Origin of the sequence: Psychromonas aquatilis, from assembly GCF_038155185.1 — a bacterium.
GTDB classification, from domain to species: domain Bacteria; phylum Pseudomonadota; class Gammaproteobacteria; order Enterobacterales; family Psychromonadaceae; genus Psychromonas; species Psychromonas aquatilis.
Window position 1 is genome coordinate 20,594 of sequence record NZ_JBAKAZ010000011.1, and the last position, 21,706, is coordinate 42,299.

General features: G+C 36.2%; 20 protein-coding genes. 16 read left to right on the forward strand and 4 right to left on the reverse strand.

Going from position 1 to position 21,706, the window contains the following annotated elements:
- Positions 1-327: 327 nt before the first annotated feature.
- Genes dinG through V6256_RS04690 form a run of 4 tightly spaced genes read left to right on the forward strand, consistent with a single transcriptional unit; the run spans position 328 to position 3,877 of the window.
- Positions 328-2,385: an ATP-dependent DNA helicase DinG gene (gene dinG, locus V6256_RS04675; protein ID WP_341596913.1), complete on the forward strand. Its 2,058-nt coding sequence runs from the start codon at positions 328-330 to the stop codon at positions 2,383-2,385.
- Position 2,386: 1 nt separating this feature from the next.
- Complete coding sequence (locus V6256_RS04680) at positions 2,387-3,169, forward strand: TSUP family transporter (protein WP_341596914.1); 783 nt, start codon at positions 2,387-2,389, stop codon at positions 3,167-3,169.
- Positions 3,154-3,717: a primosomal replication protein gene (locus V6256_RS04685; RefSeq protein ID WP_341596915.1), complete on the forward strand. Its 564-nt coding sequence runs from the start codon at positions 3,154-3,156 to the stop codon at positions 3,715-3,717. Before V6256_RS04680 ends, V6256_RS04685 begins: the two co-directional genes overlap by 16 nt.
- Positions 3,710-3,877: a YbaM family protein gene (locus V6256_RS04690; protein ID WP_341596916.1), complete on the forward strand. Its 168-nt coding sequence runs from the start codon at positions 3,710-3,712 to the stop codon at positions 3,875-3,877. The genes V6256_RS04685 and V6256_RS04690 overlap by 8 nt, the downstream gene beginning before the upstream one ends.
- A gap of 90 nt (positions 3,878-3,967) precedes the next feature.
- On the opposite strand, the gene cysS is transcribed toward V6256_RS04690, so the two are convergent.
- A complete protein-coding gene (gene cysS, locus V6256_RS04695) occupies positions 3,968-5,368 on the reverse strand; it encodes a cysteine--tRNA ligase (protein ID WP_341596917.1) in 1,401 nt (466 codons plus the stop codon).
- Positions 5,369-5,497: 129 nt separating this feature from the next.
- Here cysS and V6256_RS04700 point away from each other — a divergent pair, with 129 nt between their 5' ends.
- Positions 5,498-5,992 carry a peptidylprolyl isomerase gene (locus V6256_RS04700; RefSeq protein ID WP_341596918.1) on the forward strand — a complete coding sequence of 165 codons (495 nt, stop codon included), beginning with the start codon at positions 5,498-5,500 and terminating at the stop codon, positions 5,990-5,992.
- Between the two features lie 7 nt (positions 5,993-5,999).
- A complete protein-coding gene (locus V6256_RS04705; RefSeq protein ID WP_341596919.1) occupies positions 6,000-6,740 on the forward strand; it encodes a UDP-2,3-diacylglucosamine diphosphatase in 741 nt (246 codons plus the stop codon).
- Between the two features lie 5 nt (positions 6,741-6,745).
- Here the strand turns inward: V6256_RS04705 and V6256_RS04710 are convergent, their stop codons facing one another.
- The 3 genes from V6256_RS04710 to proQ form a co-directional block, all read right to left on the reverse strand.
- Positions 6,746-8,413 (reverse strand): AMP-binding protein, encoded by a 1,668-nt coding sequence (locus tag V6256_RS04710; RefSeq protein ID WP_341596952.1) that lies wholly within the window; start codon positions 8,411-8,413, stop codon positions 6,746-6,748.
- Positions 8,414-8,687: 274 nt separating this feature from the next.
- Positions 8,688-10,679, reverse strand: a complete 1,992-nt coding sequence (gene prc, locus V6256_RS04715) for a carboxy terminal-processing peptidase (RefSeq protein WP_341596920.1) — start codon at positions 10,677-10,679, stop codon at positions 8,688-8,690.
- Between the two features lie 10 nt (positions 10,680-10,689).
- Entirely contained in the window at positions 10,690-11,319 is a 630-nt protein-coding gene (gene proQ / locus V6256_RS04720) for an RNA chaperone ProQ (RefSeq protein ID WP_341596921.1), read from the reverse strand.
- A gap of 267 nt (positions 11,320-11,586) precedes the next feature.
- Here proQ and trhP point away from each other — a divergent pair, with 267 nt between their 5' ends.
- From trhP to V6256_RS04770, 10 genes are all read left to right on the forward strand, one after another.
- Positions 11,587-12,930, forward strand: a complete 1,344-nt coding sequence (trhP, locus tag V6256_RS04725) for a prephenate-dependent tRNA uridine(34) hydroxylase TrhP (protein ID WP_341596922.1) — start codon at positions 11,587-11,589, stop codon at positions 12,928-12,930.
- A 1-nt stretch (position 12,931) separates the two neighbouring features.
- Complete coding sequence (locus tag V6256_RS04730) at positions 12,932-13,180, forward strand: YfhL family 4Fe-4S dicluster ferredoxin (protein ID WP_341596923.1); 249 nt, start codon at positions 12,932-12,934, stop codon at positions 13,178-13,180.
- 126 nt (positions 13,181-13,306) lie between these two features.
- A complete protein-coding gene (locus tag V6256_RS04735; protein WP_341596924.1) occupies positions 13,307-14,911 on the forward strand; it encodes an ABC transporter substrate-binding protein in 1,605 nt (534 codons plus the stop codon).
- 1 nt (position 14,912) lies between these two features.
- Complete coding sequence (locus tag V6256_RS04740; RefSeq protein ID WP_341596925.1) at positions 14,913-15,887, forward strand: ABC transporter permease subunit; 975 nt, start codon at positions 14,913-14,915, stop codon at positions 15,885-15,887.
- On the forward strand, positions 15,877-16,767 hold the full coding sequence (locus tag V6256_RS04745; protein WP_341596926.1) for an ABC transporter permease subunit: 891 nt from the start codon (positions 15,877-15,879) through the stop codon (positions 16,765-16,767). Before V6256_RS04740 ends, V6256_RS04745 begins: the two co-directional genes overlap by 11 nt.
- Positions 16,767-17,780, forward strand: a complete 1,014-nt coding sequence (locus V6256_RS04750) for an oligopeptide/dipeptide ABC transporter ATP-binding protein (RefSeq protein WP_341596927.1) — start codon at positions 16,767-16,769, stop codon at positions 17,778-17,780. The genes V6256_RS04745 and V6256_RS04750 overlap by 1 nt, the downstream gene beginning before the upstream one ends.
- On the forward strand, positions 17,780-18,562 hold the full coding sequence (locus V6256_RS04755) for an ATP-binding cassette domain-containing protein (RefSeq protein WP_424141046.1): 783 nt from the start codon (positions 17,780-17,782) through the stop codon (positions 18,560-18,562). Before V6256_RS04750 ends, V6256_RS04755 begins: the two co-directional genes overlap by 1 nt.
- A 189-nt stretch (positions 18,563-18,751) precedes the next feature.
- Complete coding sequence (gene ttcA, locus V6256_RS04760; protein ID WP_341596929.1) at positions 18,752-19,681, forward strand: tRNA 2-thiocytidine(32) synthetase TtcA; 930 nt, start codon at positions 18,752-18,754, stop codon at positions 19,679-19,681.
- Positions 19,682-19,864: 183 nt separating this feature from the next.
- Positions 19,865-20,617 (forward strand): triose-phosphate isomerase, encoded by a 753-nt coding sequence (gene tpiA / locus V6256_RS04765; RefSeq protein ID WP_341596930.1) that lies wholly within the window; start codon positions 19,865-19,867, stop codon positions 20,615-20,617.
- A gap of 196 nt (positions 20,618-20,813) precedes the next feature.
- Positions 20,814-21,470, forward strand: a complete 657-nt coding sequence (locus V6256_RS04770) for a Bax inhibitor-1/YccA family protein (protein ID WP_341596931.1) — start codon at positions 20,814-20,816, stop codon at positions 21,468-21,470.
- The last annotated feature ends 236 nt before the right edge of the window (positions 21,471-21,706 follow it).

Genomic DNA, 21,706 nt, shown 5'->3' on the forward strand with positions numbered 1-21,706 from the left:
TGTCATTATTGTCGCTGATTTAAGGCCACTATTTTGTTAAACTAGCAAAATAGTGGCTTTGTTTTATTGTTATAAGAATATATTTGTTTACAAAGAAAATGTTCATCAATAACAATAAAGATGAGAGATAATCAACCTATGACTTAGTGAATCACTAAGTACGTCAAAGATTAATTTCACCTAGAAAAAACAACTAAAGACTGATTTGATCTCAACAATTATATTGTTAAACAAACTTACAATACGCAATAAATTATTTTTACCAGTAAAATAGATCACTCAAATAGTGTGATTAGTATTATTACATCATGAGACTCTTACTTATTTATGCTGTCAGATTCATTAAAAAAAGAAATTCGAGCAAACTATGAACTAATCACTCAAGCATTGCCTCAATTCAAAGCACGTAAAGCGCAAAACTATCTTGTCGCTGAAATAGCTAAAGTATTGGCAGGTCATTACGATAAATCTCGTCGTATTTTGGTTGCTGAAGCAGGAACAGGTATTGGTAAGTCATTAGCTTATATCCTAGCTGGTTTACCCGTTGCTTTGCGCTCGAATAAAAAGCTCGTCATTTCAACGGCAACCGTTACTCTACAAGAACAACTAATTACTAAAGATTTGCCATTTTTTCTTCGCCATAGTGATTTTAAATTTACCTTTACACTTGCTAAAGGGCGTCAGCGTTACTGCTGCGAACATAAACTACTAAAGCAACAGGACGATGAAGCTCAACAAGCTGCTTTATTTACTGAGAAACCACAAGCTGGTGATAAAGCGTTACTTGATAGATTAAGAAATGCCTACTTAGATGGTAAATGGACTGGCGATCAAGATAGTTGGCCAACACCTATCCCCCATCGAGTATGGCAGCAAATTGTCTCTGATAAATACAGTTGTAAAAAAGCACTGGCCAACCATCGTCAATGCCCTTTTCATCGCGCTAGGGATAACATTAACAAAGCAGATGTTATTGTCGTTAATCATGCCCTCTTATTAGCTGATTTAGAGCTTGGTGGCGGTGTTATTTTACCTGAGCCTGATGCTTGTTTTTATGTATTAGATGAAGCGCATCATCTGCCGAAAATATCACGTGATTTTTCCAATGCCAGTGTCAATATTAAGACTAGCCAAGAGTGGCTTAAAAAAATCAAGCAAGTCAGTACGCATGTAAATCGTGTAGTGCATCGCCAAACGACCATTACTCCTGGCCTTACCATGCTTGATAGTGCTAATGAAATGGTAAATGATTTAAAATCCATTGAATTATATTTTAGAAATAACCCAGTAGAATATAACAAATCTAATCAACACCGCTTTGCCATGGGCGAAGTACCTGATGGTATTGTTAATGCATTGATCAATTTGAAAGAAGAAACTAAAAAATGTTTAAGTGCAGTCAATAAGCTTTCAAACATTACTTCTGAAGAATTAAAAGATGCCAATATCAAATTATCAGATGCTGAACCAATCTTAATTGAAACAGGTGTCTTCATTCAGCGTTTAGAAAACTTAGCCGCATTGTGGAAAATGTTGTTGAAGGATCGCAGTGAAACACAAGCACCGATTGCCGCTTGGGTGAATAATGAAAATGAAGGGTTCACCTTGTGTGCCAGCCCATTAGAGGTTGGCGGCTTATTAGAATATATGCTGTGGTCACAAGCAGCAGGTGTTATTTTATGTTCTGCAACATTAACTTCCTTAAATAGCTTTGATTATTTTAAACGCCAAGCAGGGCTTAAGGATAATGATGGAACGCAATACTTAAAATTAACCTCCCCTTTTGATTACCCTGCAATTAAACTAATTGTTGCAAAAATGAATAATGAGCCAACAGAATCCGGCTTTGATAATGAATTAGTAGATAATATTGCACAAAGAATAGAAGAAAAAGAAGCGAATTTAGTCCTCTTTGCTTCCTATTGGCAAATGAAATTAGTTGCAGAGAAATTACGACGAAAATTCCCTAATGCCTTATTTGTTCAAGGAGAAACTTCCCGTACTAAGATGATTGAAGCGCATAAAAAGAGATGTGATCAAGGGCTAACCAGTATTTTATTCGGCACAGGCAGTTTGTCTGAAGGGCTAGATTTACCTGGTCATTATTTAACGAATTTAATGATTACTAAGTTGCCTTTTGCCGTGCCTGACTCGCCTGTCGAAGAAGCACACGCAGAGTGGATCACCTCAAAAGGAGGGAATCCATTTATGCAGATAACAATTCCAGAAGCGAGTAAAAAATTAATACAGTCCTGTGGGCGGTTAATACGTAAAGAAACCGATACAGGAAAGATTACCCTTTTAGATAAAAGAGTAATTACAAAACGTTATGGCAAAAGTCTTATTGATTCACTGCCCCCTTTTGCACTAACCATAGAGAAATAACATGACAGAATTTGTATTAGATCCAAGCAGCTTAATGATACTTGGATTAGTTGGTTTAATAGCCGGGTTCATTGATGCCGTAGTTGGCGGAGGGGGAATGTTAACGGTACCAGCCTTACTCAGCGCAGGATTACCGCCGCATTTAACCCTAGGCACTAATAAATTATCAGCCAGTTTTGCTTCAGGTGCAGCGGCCTATACCTACTTTAGAAAAAAACTATTTGATCCTATTTTCTGGAAACAGTCATTTTATAGTACGTTAATTGGGGCTTGCATTGGCACAATCATGGTTAACTATATCTCGACAGAGTTCTTGAATAAATTTTTACCGTTAATCATTTTAGTCGTGGCGCTCTATACATTATTCAGTCGCGTTAAAGAAATAGACAACGATAAACTTCCTGAAAAGTCGGTTCGCTTAACCGCTATACAACGTCTACAAGGCTTTATATTAGGATTTTATGATGGTGTTTCCGGGCCTGGTACAGGGGCATTCTGGGTTATTTCAAATATGCATTTATACCGCTTAAATATTCTGCTTTCTAGTGGTGTCGCTAAAGCGATGAATTTCACGAGTAATATCACGGCACTTGCAACCTTTATCTATTTTGGGCAAGTAAACTGGTTTATTGGGTTAACTATGGGTATTTGCTTGATGCTTGGCGCTTTTATTGGTGCACACTCTGCAATACATTTTGGCGCGAAGTTCATTAGACCTTTGTTCATTATTATCGTCTTAGCCATGGCCATTAATCTAGGGTATTCAGCATGGTTCAGTCAGTAGACTCTCAACATTTAGCAACATTATCTACACAATTGAAGCTATTAAATACGCGCTGTCTTGAGTGGGATAAGAAGCTGACCTTAAACGACAATAAGTCTTTCCGTTTTGAAGCGCATTTGTTTGCTATCAGCAGCCTCACTTTGACTGGCTATTTTGAACAATTAGCGGCGACCTTTTCCCACTTAGAATATGTTATTAATAAGTCTATGGGAAAAACCATTATTAATTATGAGTGTGAAAAGTTTGTAAATCAGTTTTCGGCTTTATTGAATATTGTAAATCAACTTGATGCAGGAAAAGCGGAAGGCTTATATAAACGCTACTCGACGCAACAAGAAAAAGTATACCAACAACTGCAACGTCAATATGATTATGAAAAACGCTTATTAAGCATGATTGATGCGGAAATAGACTTATATGAAAATGCACAAGGTGAACAAAAGCTTCATCATAAAATGCGTATCACCGCGCTTAAAGAACGTTATCAAAAATGTAATGAATTCACTCAATCTTTAGAGTTTAAAATGGAAGGTTTAGATAATGACTAACGATATCAACTCAGCAGCATCCAGTTTAGAAGATGCCCCATTGGAAATTAAACTAGCAGTAGATCTAATTCAACTATTAGAAGAAAACGATTTTCCATTAGAAACAACCATAAATGCGTTAGAAATTGTATTAAAAGATTTCAAAAATAAACGTACTTAACAATCAAAAATAAATGCACATAACAAAAAGGGAAGCATTAATGCTTCCCTTTATTATATTAAGCGCTTGTACGTTACAAACTGTTTTATCTTAGACTTTACGCCACGTTGTTCCGTTAGCACCATCTTCTAAAACAACATTTAATGCCGCTAACTTATCGCGCGCATCATCAGCACTAGCCCAATCTTTATTCGCTCTTGCAGTGTTACGCTGTACAATTAAAGCTTCGATTTCAGCCACTTGATCATCAGAACCGGTATCACCTTGTAAAAATTGATCAGGGTCTTGTGATAACAAGCCAAGTACATTAGCAAATGTAACCAGTAAGCTTGCTAATTGAGAGGCTTTAGCAGTATCTGTTGCTTTAACGCGATTTATCTCTTTAGCTAAATCAAATAAAACAGCTAAGGCTTCAGGCGTATTAAAGTCATCATCCATCGCTTTAACAAAGGCTTGATAGAATTTACTTGCTTTAGCTTCTTCATCAAACGTCTCTATTAATGCAACATCTGCTACATCACGAATGGCCGTGTATAAACGCTCTAAACTTGCTCGTGCTTGTTTTAAATTATCTTCAGAGTAATTTAATTGGCTACGGTAGTGACCAGAAATTAAAAAGTAACGTACCGTTTCACTGTCATACACATCCAATACATCTTTAATGGTAAAGAAGTTATTGAGTGATTTAGACATTTTCACTTTATCAACTTGCACCATACCTGAATGCATCCAAGTATTAACGTACTGCCCATGATGAGCACAACATGATTGAGCAATCTCATTTTCATGATGCGGGAAACTTAAATCAGAGCCACCACCATGAATATCAAAGACTTCACCAAGGTGTTTTTTATTCATCGCAGAACATTCGATATGCCAACCAGGGCGACCTTCTCCCCATGGTGATGACCATGATGGTTCACCTTCTTTAGCCATTTTCCATAACACAAAGTCTAATGGATCATGTTTACTATCTTCCACTTCGACACGTGAACCTGCTTGTAGCATTTCAAGGTTTTGACCACTTAGTTGTCCATACTCTGGAAATGATGAAACAGAAAATAATACATCACCTGAATCAGCAACGTAGGCATGGCCTTTCTCGATCAATTTTGCCACCATCTCAATGACATCTGGCATATGATCAGTGACTCGTGGCTCAATATCTGGACGAATCATATTAAGTGCATCAAAATCAGCATGCATCGCATCAGTAAATCGCGCTGTTAATTGATCACAGGTTTCACCATTTTCGTTAGCACGTTTAATAATTTTATCATCTACGTCAGTAATGTTACGAATAAAGCTTAGATCATACCCACTAAAGCGGAAGTAACGAGCAACAGTATCAAAAGCAACAAACGTACGGCCATGACCAATGTGACAATAATCGTAGATGGTTACTCCACACACATACATACCCACTTTACCAGGGACAAGGGGTTTAAATTCTTCTTTAGCTCTCGTTAACGTGTTGTAGATTTTTAACATTTTCCATCCAAATGCGATTATTGTAAAAATAGCTATTCTAACCTGCAAACGGCACAAATTCACCCTTTGTATTTAATGAATTGATAACATAAGGTATGATAACGCTCTTTTTGCGAACAGGATTTTATAATGATTACTTTACATACAAACTTTGGCGATATTACTCTAGAAATGAATGAAGAAAAAGCGCCTAAAACAGTGGCAAACTTTCTTAAATACGCTGAAAGCGGTCATTACGAAAACACTATTTTTCACCGTGTTATCGACGGTTTCATGATTCAAGGCGGTGGCTTTGCACCAAACATGGAAGAGAAAGATAGCTTGAAGCCAATTAAAAATGAAGCAAACAATGGTTTATCAAATGTTAAATACTCTGTAGCAATGGCGCGTACTATGGAACCGCATTCAGCTTCAGCACAATTTTTCATTAACGTTGGCGACAACAAATTCTTAGACTTTAAATCAGAAACAACTGATGGTTGGGGTTACTGTGTATTTGCTAAAGTAACAGAAGGTCAAGATGTTGTTGATAAAATTAAAGGTGTTGCGACAGGTAACTCACACTTTGTACACCAAGATGTACCACTTGAAGATGTGATCATCGAAAAAGTAACGGTAGCCTAAGCTCCTTATGCGCACTTTATTCATTGCAGACCTACACTTAAGTGAAAAAAATCGCCATATAACGGATGCTTTATTTGCTTTTCTTGATAAAGAAGCAACTAATGCAGAAACCTTATATATTTTAGGTGATATGTTTGAAGTTTGGATCGGAGATGATGAACACACTCCGTTAATGGATGAAGTTGCGCAAAAGCTAACTCAATTTTCTGAAAAAAATAATATTAAGATTTTTTATATTCATGGAAATCGAGATTTCATGGTCGGAAAACGCTATTTAAAACAATCGTCGATGACGCTATTACCAGAGCACTGTGAAATTGATTTATATGGTACAAAAACCTTAATTCTTCATGGTGATACATTGTGTTTAGCTGATAAAAATTATCAACGCATGCGCAAAGTAATCCACAACCCTATCATGCAATTTATTTTCAATGCTTTACCACTTAAATTTCGTAAACGTATTGGTTGGAAAATTCGTAGCGCAAGTCAATCTAAGAAAGTATATAAAGATAATAATATAATGGGTGTTACAGAATCTGAAGTGATCCGCTTAATGGAATTACATGGTGTCCAACGTATGATCCATGGACATACACATCAAGCATATACCCATAATATTGTTGTTAATGACCAGCCTGCACAACGCATTGATGTAGGAGACTGGTATACAAACCTTAGCTTTGTTGAAGCTAGTCATGAAGGGGTTAACTTAGTGGTATTACCGATTAACTATTATCAACAATAATTAAATTAACTTAACCTTTCTTTTAATAAACGACGTAATACTTTACCTACATTATTCTTAGGTAGCTCACTCACAATATCAATTTTAATAGGTTGCTTATAAGCCGTTAGATGTTGTCGGCAATGCTGTCTTATATCTTCAACAGTAACGTGCGTATCATTGATAACAACAAATAGTTTAACACGCTCTCCCGTTTTTGAATCTTCAATGCCAATTGCAGCAGCCTCTAACACGCCCTTTAACTGTACAACCACACCCTCAATTTCATTAGGATAAACATTAAATCCAGACACTAAAATCATATCTTTTTTGCGATCCACCAAATATAAAAGACCTTGCTCATCAAATAAGCCAATATCACCACTTTTAAACCAACCGTGATTAAAAGCTTTGTCAGTTTCACTGTCATTTTTCCAATATTCTCGCATCACTTGCGGGCCTTTTATCTCAATTTCACCAGGTGAATTGAAGTCGGTAATTTGATTACCTTGATCATCAATTAACCTCACTAACGTGCTAGGTAAAGGCAAGCCAATAGAGCCATTATGGACGGTTGAATTATAAGAATTGACACTTACCATAGGGGCACACTCTGTCAAACCATACCCTTCTATCACCGTACTACCCGTTACTTTTTGCCATTGCTGAGCCACTTTTGTTTGTGTGGCCATACCACCCGCTAGCGTAATTTTTAACTGAGAGAAATCAACCTCATTGATTTTGGGGTGGTTAAGTAATGCATTAAATAAGGTATTTAATGCGGTAAAGTAAGTGAACTTGTGATGACTTAAAGTTTTAATAAATGTATTAATATCACGAGGATTAGTAATTAATAGATTGGTTGCGCCTTTTTTAATAAAATATAAGCAATTAACCGTCAACGCAAAGGCATGGTAAAGTGGTAACGCAGTGACGATGGTTTCATCGCCTTCATTAATTGCAATAGAAAAAACCGCTTCAGCTTGAGCAAGACTGGCCGCCATATTACGATGTGTCATCACTGCACCTTTCGCTATCCCCGTTGTACCACCCGTATATTGAATAAATGCAATATCATCTAATTTAATAACCGGTCGAATATACGCAGCCTTCTCACCTTTTTTTAAAGCTGAGTGATAACCTCTTGCATTGGGTAAAGTAAAAGCCGGCACCATTCTTTTAATATATTTAACAATAAAGTTAACAAATGCCCTTCTGAATAAAGGTAGTGCATCACCGACTTCAGTTAAAACCACATGTTTGATTTGAGTTTCTTTGACTATACTCTGTAAGGTACTAGCGTAATTCGCTACCATAAAAATAGCTTTTGCACCTGAGTCATTTAATTGATGTTTTAACTCGGAAGCGGTGTAAAGCGGATTTACATTTACGACCACTAAACCTGCCCTTAATATCCCCATTAAAATAATCGGATACTGTAATAAATTAGGCATCATTATCGCAACACTATCACCTTTTTTTAGGTGTGTTTTTTGTTGTAAATAAGCAGCTATTTTTTCTGACTCAATTGCTAACTCAGAAAAGGTAAGGGTTTTATCCATATTAATGAATGCAGTGTTATTAGGGTATGATGCGACACTGTGTTCAAACATTTCGACTAAGCTAACCAGTGTAGTTTCATCTATTTCACTATCGACTCCTGCAGGATATTTATCAATCCAAGGTTGAAACATCATCGTCTCCTTTTAGCCCTAAACAACATAACTCTACAATGATTAAATAGGATAGTTCACTTGCTAAATACCTATTTTAAATTAATCGTGAGTAGGATTGTTTGGTGCTATTAATATGAATGTTAGCAATAATGACAGAGGGAAGATTAATCAACACTTTGTTTTTAAAGCCTATTTATTTAACAATAACAAAATGATACTAATCACTATAGAGCCTATAATACAAAAAAACCGACTCTAAAGTCGGTTTTTTTAATAGAACATACTAGGCACATCACATATTAGCGTAATCCAAAGTAATATGTCCTGCTTCTACTAGGAATGCATCGATAGGCTCAAAATCATCAGGTACATCATCTAACGATTTAACTTCTTTTAAACCAGCTCTTTTAAGACGTTCATTAGTGCGTGCTAAATTCTCAGCTTCATTTTTTTCACGCTCTTTCACACGTACTGCTTCATTTAATGAAACACTGGTTTTATCTTTTTCAAGTTGGTATTCCTTAATATCATTTTCTAAGTAAGTAAATTCAACTTCATTTTTCATACGTTCTACATGAGCAGCATTAAGCTTATTAATATCATTGCTTAAATCCGTTAGCTCATTATATTCAGCAGATCTAATATTGTCCCATGGCAATGCATTATCCGCTAAGCTTTCGCCAGTATCTTCTGGATCAATAGCCGTTGGGAAAAAGATATCTGGGATAACACCTTTATTCTGAGTACTACCACCATTGATTCTGTAAAATTTTGCGATGGTATATTGAACAGAACCAAATACTTCGGAGTTTGCATCAAAAGCACGTGCAACCGAACGGTGTTGTTGCACCGTTCCTTTACCATAACTTTGCTCACCTAATATAATAGCGCGATCATAATCTTGTAATGCCGCAGCAAAAATTTCAGAAGCTGACGCACTATTGCGATTAATTAATACTGTTAATGGGCCAGAATAAGCAATACCAGGATCATCATCAACATGCACAATGATTCGACTTGTGTCTCTTACTTGTACAACAGGACCAGTTTTAATAAATAAGCCTGTTAATAATGTTGCTTCACTTAACGCACCACCGCCATTGTTACGTAAATCAATAACAACACCTTCTACGTTTTCTTTTTCTAATTTAATGAGCTCACGTTCAACATCTTTGCTCAAGTTAATGTAGAAGCTTGGAATCGTGATAACACCAATATTTTTACCATCAATCACTTCTACTGATGATTTTGCTTCTCTGTCTTCAAGATGAATTTTTTCACGGACAATTTCGATAATTTTATCTGTATCGCCATTTTTACCCGTTAAGATCTGTAACTTAACGACTGTACCTTTAGGGCCTTTGATTAATTCAACAATATCATCTAAACGCCAGCCAATAACATCAACGATTTTCTCGCCGTCTTGCCCAACACCAATGATCTTATCATTTTCAGACAATTGTTTAGACTTGTCTGCAGGACCGCCGGTAACTAAGCTACGAACCACTGTATAATCATCTTCGGTTTGTAACACCGCACCAATCCCTTCAAGAGACAGATTCATTTCCATATTAAAACGTTCTGCATTTCTAGGAGATAAATAGCTGGTATGTGGCTCTATCGTGTATGCATATGCATTCATAAAGGTTTGGAAAACATCTTCACTTTCAGTTTGTGTTAAATGTTTTAAAGAATAGTTGTAACGTTTAGTTAATAATTTCTTAATTTCAGGCCATTCTTTGCCTGTTAACTTTAACGTTAGCGCGTCAGATTTAACACGTGCTTGCCAAAGTGAATCTAATTCCGCTTTATCTTTTGCCCAAGCGGCATCACTTCTATCAAACTGATACTCTTCTTGCGTATCAAAAGTCATCTCTTTATCTAATAAAGACAATGCATAAGTGTATCGTTCATAACGACGCATTAAACTTAATTGGTAAATATTGTAGGCAGGATCTAACTGGCCAAATTTTAAATTATCATCAAAAATGTATTGATACTTTTGCATTTCATCAATATCACTTTGCATGAATATTTGTTTATTATAATCCAGTTGCTCAATATATCGGTCAAAGACTTGTTTTGATAATTGATCATCTAATTGTACAAACTTATAGTGTGAACGCTTAAATAAGTCGCTAACTCTTTTCGCCACTTTGGCATGTTGCGGCTCTTGCTTTAACTGCGGGATATCTTTTAATTCAATTGAATCAGTAGCGGCCAGTGAAGCCCCTACTATACATATCTGAGATAGAATTAATGCATGACGAAAGAGTTTTATCATTAAAAATGCCTTATACGATTAAATGTTTAGCTTTTACCTTTACAACCATTCCAGAGTCTAGTTGTACTTGAACTTCTTCTTTTAAGATTTCAACAACGGTAGCGGAAACAGGAGATTTACCTAACAGCACTTTGACTGGCTGAGAAACTTTTAGTTCACTGTGTGTAGCTTCTTTAAATTGGCTTAAGTCAATTTCTGCCTTTTTAGCTGGTTTTTTAGTATCAGCTTTTTTGCGGTTTGGTATTGAAACTTTTTTAGCTGCACGTGCTGGCGCTTTCTTAGCATCAGTCTTCTTTTTATTCGCGAATGCTTTTTCTTTACTCTCTTTTAGAGATTGCTGTGCATGGTCAGCGTGTTCTTGAGAAACTTCTTCACCTTCAACCCCATCTAAATCAACACGTTTTACGCCTACTTTAACGCAGTGAAGGTAACGCCAGCTCATTGTGTATTGACGCAATGCACCACGAAGCTGAGTTTTACTTACACGAGGCTCATTTTCTAAACGGGCAGCTAAATCTTGAAACACACCTATTTTTAATGGTTTTGCAGATTCAGATCCGGCAATAAAACAAGCAGGAAATTGCTCCGTTAAGAAAGTAATGATTTGTTTGTTATTTGTAAACTTTTCTGTGTTTTCCATGTAAAACCTAATATTTAAAAACGATGGTGAAAGATAGCCTGAGTAGTTCTCTGATTATCAATATAAATTAAGGGAGTAGTATAGTGTTGCGTTTATTAAATGTGAACATAATTATCAAGATAGCTGTCTTTTCAGTCTATTTTCGTCGCTTTTCTGCCTAATATTTAATATTTCACCACTTCTCCTACAACTTTTTGACTAAAAGAAGTAGAATCACACATTAATTTTACGTGATTAGCTCTTAATTTTTTATTTCAAGAGGGACAGATGAAACCTGAATTATTATCGCCAGCAGGCACACTAAAAAATATGCGTTACGCTTTTGCTTATGGAGCAGATGCTGTTTATGCTGGACAACCTCGCTATTCCCTTCGAGTTAGAAATAATGAATTTAATCTCGAAAAATTACAAGTGGGCATTAATGAGGCTCATGCACAAGACAAAAAGCTATATGTTGTGTGTAATATTCAGCCACATAATTCAAAGTTAAAAACATTTATACGTGATATGAAGCCCGTTGTAGACTTAAAGCCAGATGCTCTGATTATGTCTGATCCTGGTTTAATCATGATGGTACGCGATGTGTTCCCTGACATGCCTGTACATTTAAGTGTACAAGCAAACGCAGTAAATTGGGCAACGGTTAAGTTCTGGTATCAACAAGGTATTACTCGCGTCATTCTTTCTCGTGAGTTGTCATTAGATGAAATAGAAGATATTCGCTTTCATTGCCCTGAAATCGAAATCGAAGTTTTTGTACATGGCGCATTATGTATGGCTTATTCTGGCCGCTGTTTATTATCTGGTTACATTAACAAACGCGACCCAAACCAAGGTACTTGTACTAACTCATGTCGCTGGAAATATGACGCTCACGAAGCCCAAGAAAATGAAACGGGTGATATCGTTGCCATTCAACCAGCAGAACCAACCCTCGGTGTTGGAACGCCTACTGACCAAATGTTTTTACTTCAAGACCAAGGTAGACCAGGCGAATATATGCCAGCTTATGAAGATGAGCACGGCACTTATATTATGAACTCTAAAGATTTACGAGCGATTCAACATGTAGAACGTTTATTAGCAATGGGTGTACACTCATTAAAAATAGAGGGAAGAACAAAAAGCTTCTACTATTGTGCTCGTACTGCTCAAATTTATCGTAAAGCGATGGATGATGCCATTACAGGCAAGCCTTTTGATCCTTCTTTAATGACTTCTTTAGAGAACTTAGCGCACCGCGGCTACACAGAAGGATTTTTAAGTCGTCATACACATGATCAATACCAAAATTACGATGTCGGGTATTCAGTCAGTGAAACACAACAATTTGTGGGAGAGATAATGGGCCGAAATGAATCGGGCCTAGCAGAAGTTAATGTTAAAAATAAATTTTTAGTCGGTGACAAATTAGAGTTAATGACGCCACAGGGAAATATTAACTTTAAACTCGAAGAGTTACATAATAGAAAAGGTGAACTGGTTGATGTTGCACCAGGTTCTGGCCATACATTGTTTATGCCAATACCTAAAGAAATTGAATTAGAGCATGGTTTATTAATGCGTAATCTTGTCCAGGGTAATGATACCCGTCATCCACATAGTAAATAATATGGCTTTATTAATTGAAGATAGTTGCATCAATTGCGATATGTGCGATCCTGAATGCCCTAATGAAGCAATTACATTTGGTGAAGAAATCTATGAAATAAATCCAGATTTATGTACTGAATGTGTGGGTTTTTATGAAAAAGCAACTTGTGTTGCAGTTTGCCCAATCAATTGCATTATTGTTGATCCGAACCATCAAGAAACACAGGCAGAATTACTTGATAAATTTGCAAATTTACATGTTAATTAAATTTCATATTTAACAACTAGCCGATCCATGTTTATATTATGATCGTTCACAAATAGTATTTAACAGCTAAACACATTGCTTAGCTGTTAAATTATTTTTACTAGCCTAATGGAATAGAATCGCACTATGCGCTTAATATGCTTATTGTTCTTAGTTATCAGCCTAACTGGTTGTTATCAAAATAAAGCGTTAACTCAAAACACCCTGATTTATTGTACAGAGAGTTTACCTAGCTCTTTTAATCCCTTGATAAGTCATGATGTTGCGAGCTTAGATGCAACTACTCATCAGCTTTTCAATCGCTTGGTAAAAATCGATGAAGAAACCAATCAATTTGTACCTGATTTGGCCGAAAAGTGGGAACAAAGTGAAGACAAACTCCGATACCGCTTTACATTGCGCTCGGATGTGCACTTCCATCATACCGACTATTTTACACCGACACGTACTTTAAATGCCGATGATGTATTATTTAGCCTAAATAGAATGCTAGATAAGAATAATCCTTACCACTTTATTAACAACCAAGGTAATAACTTTTTTTATAACCACCCTTTCACAAACCTTTTGTCTGAAATAAATAAAATAGATGATCTCACCATTGAGTTTGTTTTATTAAAGCCTGACGTGACATTATTGGCGAATCTTGCAGCACATTATTCGGTTATTCACTCTAAAGAATATGCTGATCAACTATTAGCGCAAGGCACACCTAAAAATATCGATTTTGAGCCAATTGGTACTGGTCCATTTAAATTTAAGCAATACGATAATAACGGTACAATTCGCTATTCAAAACACAGCTTATTTGCACAGAAAACCGGTAATATTGATAATTTAATCTACTTTACTAATACCAGTGCGAGTAAACGTTATACCAAACTATTATCAGGGGAATGTGACGCTATTTCATATCCAGCTGCGAGCCAGTTAGAAACGATCAGTGAGAACGAAAATGTCAGTATTATTAGTAAGGTATCTGCTAATTTGGCATTATGGGCATTTAATACAAGTAAACCAACGTTACAAGATCACCGAGTACGACAAGCGATCTCAAAAGCTATCAATGTAAAAACAATTTTAAATGCGGTTTACTTCCAAAGTGCCTTACAGACAAAAACGCTGCTAAATAAACAATCTTGGGCGCTAAAGGCAAATATAGACGAGACATTATTTGCACCAGAGCAGGCTCGACAAACATTGCAGTCGTTGGATTATGATTTTTCTAAAGTACTCACTATTCTCGTTCCAGAGAGCGGTGATACGTTCAACCCTAACTTTCATAAAACCGCTGAGTTAATTCAAGCAAATTTAGCAGCAATTGGTATACAAGCTCAGATTATTAATTTAAGCGGTAAAGCACTTAAAGATAGATTGAAAAATGGGGACTACGATACTTATTTAACCGGCATTAATGTTCATATCAATGACCCAGATAGTATATTCAGACCTTTATTAAGTTGTAATTCGACCCCTAATACAGGAAACAGTAGTCATTGGTGTTCCGATGAGACTCAATCATTGTTAGACGCATCTTTAACTGAGCCGGATTTTGCACAACGCATCAAGAATTACTATAAGATTCAGGTTATTACACGTGAGCAACGACCTTATTTACCTATTGCACATGTATTAAGGTTAGATGCCGTTTCTAATACCATTTCAAATATAGAAGTTAATCCATTAACTGGTATAAATTTTCAATATGCCATTAAACAGGATCTAAAATAATATGTTATCTTTTTTACAGCGACGTTTAACTCTGCTATTCATTACTGCATTTATTTTAACAATCATCGCCTTCATTGTTGATCGCGTATTAGTTGCTAGTCATAACCCAGAAGTCATTAACCATCAAAACTATTTTTATCAGTATAGTAATTACCTATGGCATATCCTAAACGGTAACTTTGGCTATTCTTCATTAGACAACAAAGATCTAATCAAAAGAGGCTTAGTGTTCTTTGCTTCTACATTGGAGTTATGCTTTGTAGCACTAATATTTTCCAGTTTCTTTGCGATACCAATGGGGATACTTGCGGGCTTATTTAGAAACTCACGCCTCGATTATGTGATTATGACCATCGCCATTGTCGCGCTAGCTTTACCGGTTTTCTGGGTAGGCGTGATGGCTGTCTTATTACCGAGTGTTTGGGGCGACCTATTACCTGTCGATGGCAATTTAAGTTTAATTTATGATGTGCCAGTCGTGACCGGATTCTTATTGATCGATACGTTATTTGTTGTTGATAAATATGATTTATTTGCATTTATCGATCGAGTTGCACACTTGATTTTACCGGCATTAACCTTATCTTTTTTCTTGATCACAGAAATTGTTCGTTTAACACGTAGTTCAATGACAATGGTAATGCGTTCAAACTATATTCAAGCTGCTTATGCTAAAGGCTTCTCAAGAAGAAAGATTGTGGTTGCTCATGCTTTAAGAAATGCCCTTCCTCCTATTATTCCGCAATTGCGTTTACAAATGAGCACTATTTTTTCTTTTGCGATGACCATCGAAATTGTATTTAACTTAAATGGCATCGGAAAATGGTTGTTTATATCCTTAAAATCAGGCGACTATTTAGTATTACCGGTGGGTATTTTAATTATTTCTGGCTTCATTTTAACATTTAGCATTTTTATAGAAATTTTCATGGTTATCATCAGCCCTTTAAGAAGGAGCGCTTTATATGCTGATTAACAATGGTTTTGATGAAGATAAAGTTCAATCGCCACTGCATTATATCTGGTCAATATTCAAACGAAAATCGATCGCGGTGATGGCGATGTGGTTAATGATCTTCTTTATTGCATTATGTATCTTTGCACCTTGGTTTGTGCCTCATTCTCCGTTATCACAAAATCCAGAAAAAATGCTATTACCACCCTATTGGATTGAAGGTGGGGATGTTAATCATATACTAGGCACCGACGATTTAGGCCGAGATTCATTATCTCGATTATTTTATGGTTTACAGCTTACCTTAGGCGGTGCTGTGTTAATCACTGTATGCGTCACATTATTGGGGATGTTTATCGGTGCCAGTGCAGCGCTAGCAAAAGGCATTAAAGCGAGTATTTTGCACCACCTCTTGGATACATTACTAGCGATTCCCGCGCTATTATCAGCCCTCATTTTAATTACCATATTTGGTCCTAGCTATGTGAATTGTTTAATTGCCATTGGACTGAGTTTATTACCTCAATTTGTGCGTACTAGTTACCTCTTTATAAAACAAGAATTATCTAAACAATACGTTATTGCTTTACGCTTAGACGGGGCAACCAAGTTGAGATTGTTTAAATACGGTATACTACCTAATATTTTGGAGCCTACGGTCACCGTTATAAATCGTTTATTCACATTAGCAATTATTGAAATTGCAACCTTAGGCTTTTTAGGTTTTGGCGCGCAATTACCACAAACAGAACTTGGCTCATTAATTGCGAGCAGCATGGAACTTGTTTATCTTTCTCCATGGTTAGTCGCATTACCAGGGCTTGCTATCTTTTCTGTTATCATTATCGTCAATGTTTTCTCTGAAGGTTTACGCCAAGCAATTATTGAAGGGGAAAGTTAATGGCTTTGTTAGATGTAAGAAACCTGAGTATCGATATTGAAACAGCGCAAGGTAAAATTCGCGTCATTGATAAAGCATCGTTAAGTATTGTTGATGGTTCAATTCATGGCTTAATTGGTGAGTCAGGATCGGGTAAAACACTGATTGCCAAAGCTATCTTAGGTTTACATGCAAGTAATTGGACTGTTACTGCGGATCGGTTATTTCTAGGTCAAACAGATTTAACTAAACTCTCACCAAGAGATAGACGTAAAATTTTGGGTAAAGAAATTTCAACGATTTTCCAAGAGCCTAGTACTTATTTGGACCCTAGTCAGAAAATTCGAGTGCAAATAGAATCTGTTTTACCTAAAAAAAGCTGGAAACAATACTGTCGCGGCTTATTAAAAAAACTAGGTTACTCCAATGTACCTTCATCAAGACGTTTACAAATTAAAGAATTACTGCACAAAGTAGGCATACAAAATCATGTTTCAGTTTTGAATTCATATCCTCATCAATTATCTGAAGGTATGTGTCAAAAGGTAATGATCGCCATGGCAATAGCGAATAATCCACGCTTGATTATTGCCGATGAACCAACAACGGCAATGGAAGCGGTGACACAGTCACAAATATTTCGACTGTTATATAAGTTAAACCAGTTAAATAACACAACGTTATTAATTTTAAGTAATAACTTTGCACACACGTCAAAGATATCAGACTACATGACCTTAATTTATTGTGGTCAAACGGTGGAATCAGGGTCTTATAAACACATTATAGAAGCTGCTATGCACCCCTATACTCAAGCCATGCTAAAAACCATTATGTATGATGGTAAAGAGCACGGACATAAACAAGAGATCTATATTTTGCCCGGTAACATCCCTTCATCAAACCAGTTGCCAATAGGATGTAGACTAGGTCCTCGATGTCCAAGAGCACAGCGTATTTGTGTTAAAAACCCGACCATTACCACTAAAAAAGGTCATAGTTATCGCTGCCACTACCCGATTAAGTTGAGTTAATTATGCAACCAATATTAAGTGTTAGTAATTTATCAAAATGCTTTAAACAAGCAGATGGTTTATTTAGTAGCCGTACTATAACGGCATTTGGCGGAGTCGATTTCACATTAGAAAGAGGCCGAACCTTAGCTATTGTCGGAGAAAGTGGCTCAGGAAAAAGTGCACTGATCAGAACCCTTGCCGGTTTATTAACAGCCACCTCAGGTAGAATTTACATTGATGGGAAGCCGATTGGTACATTAAGTTCGCAACAGCGTTGTACAACGATTAGAATGATTTTCCAAGATCCTAATTACTCATTAAACCCTAAAATCACCGTTGGGAAGATATTAAATGCGCCATTGGAACTAAATACAGATCTAAATAAAGAAGAGCGCCACCAACAAATTCTTGAAACCTTAAAATTGGTTGGCTTATTACCTGATTATTTGGCTTTCTACCCAGATATGCTTTCTAACGTCCAAAAACACCAAGTAGCGATAGCCAGAGCGATGATTTTAAGCCCTGACATTATCATTGCTGACGAAGTTTTAGCCACTTTAGATATTTCACTACGCTTTAAAATAGTGAATTTATTGATAAAAATTCAAAAGATAAAAGGCACCAGTTATATTTTTGTTGCCCATAATATGCACCTAGTGAGACACATTAGTGATGACATTATGGTCTTACACCAGGGCAGTATTATTGAAAAAGGCCCGTCTGAGGAAATTTGTGAAAACCCTCAACATGAGCAAACTAAGTATTTATTACTGACTCATCAACCTAATTTTAGAAAATAGCCGAAAGGTTAATTCTTAACAAAAGTATCGTTAAAAAATAACGCCATGAAGATTGGTCAGCTCCTGACCAATCAAGCCCCCTCTTTAAATCAAATTTAAAACTACGTAAAGGTTGACGTAAGGCTTTCATATTGCCTACTCTTTTTATACAATGCGCCTTGTTTTTACTCCCTATCTACAAGGTTCACCATGACGCAACAACTTTCAGACAAAGACAAATTTACCCATAAAAAACTAAACAAGCTGTTGCGTAGACAAACCGGCCAAGCCATAGCAGATTATAATATGATCGAAGATGGCGACAAAATAATGGTTTGTTTATCAGGCGGTAAAGATAGCTACACGTTATTAGAGATGCTAAGCCAACTTAAAGCTGTTGCACCTATCGATTTTGATATCATTGCTGTCAATTTAGACCAAAAACAACCGGGCTTTCCTGAGCATATTTTACCTGAATACCTTGATACACTTGGTGTTGATTATAAAATAGTTGAGCAAGATACCTATAGCATCGTCAAAGAAAAACTAGAGCCAGGTAAAACCACTTGTAGTTTATGTTCTCGTTTACGCCGTGGTATTTTATACAAAACAGCCAAGGAACTTGGCGCAACTAAAATAGCGCTCGGTCATCATAGAGATGATATGTTAGCAACCATGATGCTTAACCTATTTTTTGCAGGAAAAATGAAATCAATGCCTGCCAAACTTGTTTCTGATAATGGTGAACATGTCGTGATACGCCCACTGGCATATTGTAAAGAAAAAGACATAGAAGCATTTTCTAAACTACAAGGCTTTCCAATTATCCCGTGTAACTTATGTGGCTCACAACCTAACTTACAACGCCAATTGACCAAAGACATGCTAAACGAATGGGATGTTAAATATCCAGGGAGATTAGAAACCATGTTTACGGCATTACAAAATGTTGTCCCTTCGCATTTAGCAGATACTAACTTATTTGATTTCAAATCAATTAATAAAGATTCAGGGATAATAGATGGTGGTGATACTGCATTTGATACCGAACAGTTTAAACCACAACCAATTGAAGATGAAGAAATGCACAACGATTATTACAAGCAGCATTCACCAGTTCAATTTACGGAAGTCAAATAAGTCATTATTTTAAAACTTAAAAATAAAGATAGGTTTTTTGATCTAGTTATCCTTGTATTTACGCACAATAACGGATAATTTGTTCGCAGAATAAAATAAGCAATAAGTTGAAGCGTGTCACACGCCTTTAACTGACTGTAAAAGATTATAGAATTTAATTTTAATAAAGCTATGGAGTCAAATATGAGAACACCTCTAGTAATGGGTAACTGGAAATTAAACGGAACTAAAGAGTCTGTTTCAACATTAATCAAAGGTATTGAAGGTGCAGCAGACGCAGCATCAAATGTTGAAGTTGCCGTTTGCCCACCAGCTATTTTCATTGAGCAAGTTGCTAATTTAACAGCAAGCAACAGCATTGAATTTGGTGCTCAAGATGTAAGCACTAATGTTTCTGGTGCATTTACAGGTGAAACTTCACCAGTAATGGTTAAAGAGTTCGGTGCTAAATACAGCTTGGTTGGTCACTCTGAGCGTCGCCAATACCACAATGAAACAGATGCAGTTGTTGCAGCTAAATTTGTTGCGATTCAAGAAAATGGTCTAGTACCTGTTCTTTGTATCGGTGAAACACTAGAAGAGCGTGAAACTGATAAAACATTCGCAGTAGTTGAAGCACAACTTAAAGCTGTTATCGACGTTGCTGGTATCGCAGCAGTTGAAAACTCAGTAATCGCATACGAGCCAGTATGGGCAATCGGTACTGGTAAAGTTGCAACTTCTGAGCAAGCACAAGAAGTTCACGCTCATATCCGTTCATGGTTAAAAGCACAAAGTGAAGTAGTTGCTGAAAAAGTACAAATTCTTTACGGCGGTAGTGTTAAAGCAAACAGTGCAAAAGAACTATTTGCTCAAGCTGATATCGATGGCGGTTTAGTAGGTGGTGCAGCATTAATCATCGAAGAATTCGTTGGTATCATCGAAGGTGCTAAATAATAAAATAAGCTAATCAGTTTATTTTAAATAAAAGGCACATTATGTGCCTTTTTGTTTTTTACAGCTAAATTAATTAACTAATCCCCACTTTCTGTCCTATCGTTTATTTTCTAAAATATGACATAAAAAGACTTCACAAGCCCCATTCAAATGTTATGATGATGTAAATTGTAATTTAACCAATCTGGAGTAAAGTATGAATTCTACATTCAACACACAGACTAAAAGTACAGGTATATCGATAAATAAAGTATTGAAAAATACATATATGTTATTAGGTATGACTTTAGCTTTTAGTGCATTCACTGCGACTATCGCAACAATGATCGGGATAGGTCCAATTGCATCATTAGTATTAATGCTTGTGGCTTTTGCACTATTATTTGTTGTTTCAAAAACAGCTGATACAAGTAAAGGTCTATTCTGGGTATTTATGTTTACTGGTGCAATGGGTGCATCACTAGGTAATATGTTAAATCACTATTTAACAATGCCAAATGGCCCAGCATTAATCATGCAGTCATTAGGGACAACTGCCCTTATTTTCTTTGCATTATCAGCATATGTATTAAGCACCAAAAAAGACTTCTCATTTATGGGCGGGTTTTTAATGGCGGGTATGATTGCTGTTGTTGTAGCAATGATTGCCAATATCTTTTTACAAATCCCACTGATGCAATTAGTTATCAGTAGTGTGGTTGTATTAATCATGTCTGGTTTGATTTTATTTGATACGAGCCGTATCGTAAATGGTGGTGAAACTAACTACATTCGTGCAACGGTTTCTTTATACTTAAACATCTTTAATATCTTTGTTCACCTACTGAGCATTTTAGGTATTATGGACGATTAATCATTGTATCTAATTCCATTAAGCGTGCATTTATGCGCGCTTTTTTTTGCTTAAAATTTATCCCCCCTTCTCACAATCAAATAAACAACTCTATACGCCTGCACCATACCAATCTAAGTAAAAATATGATCTAATTGATTTATCTATTGCGGTTAAAACAACTCAAGATAGAGTATATAAAAAAGACAGACTTCAAAGTATTTACCCGTAAACAAACTTCATTACCAATGAAAATG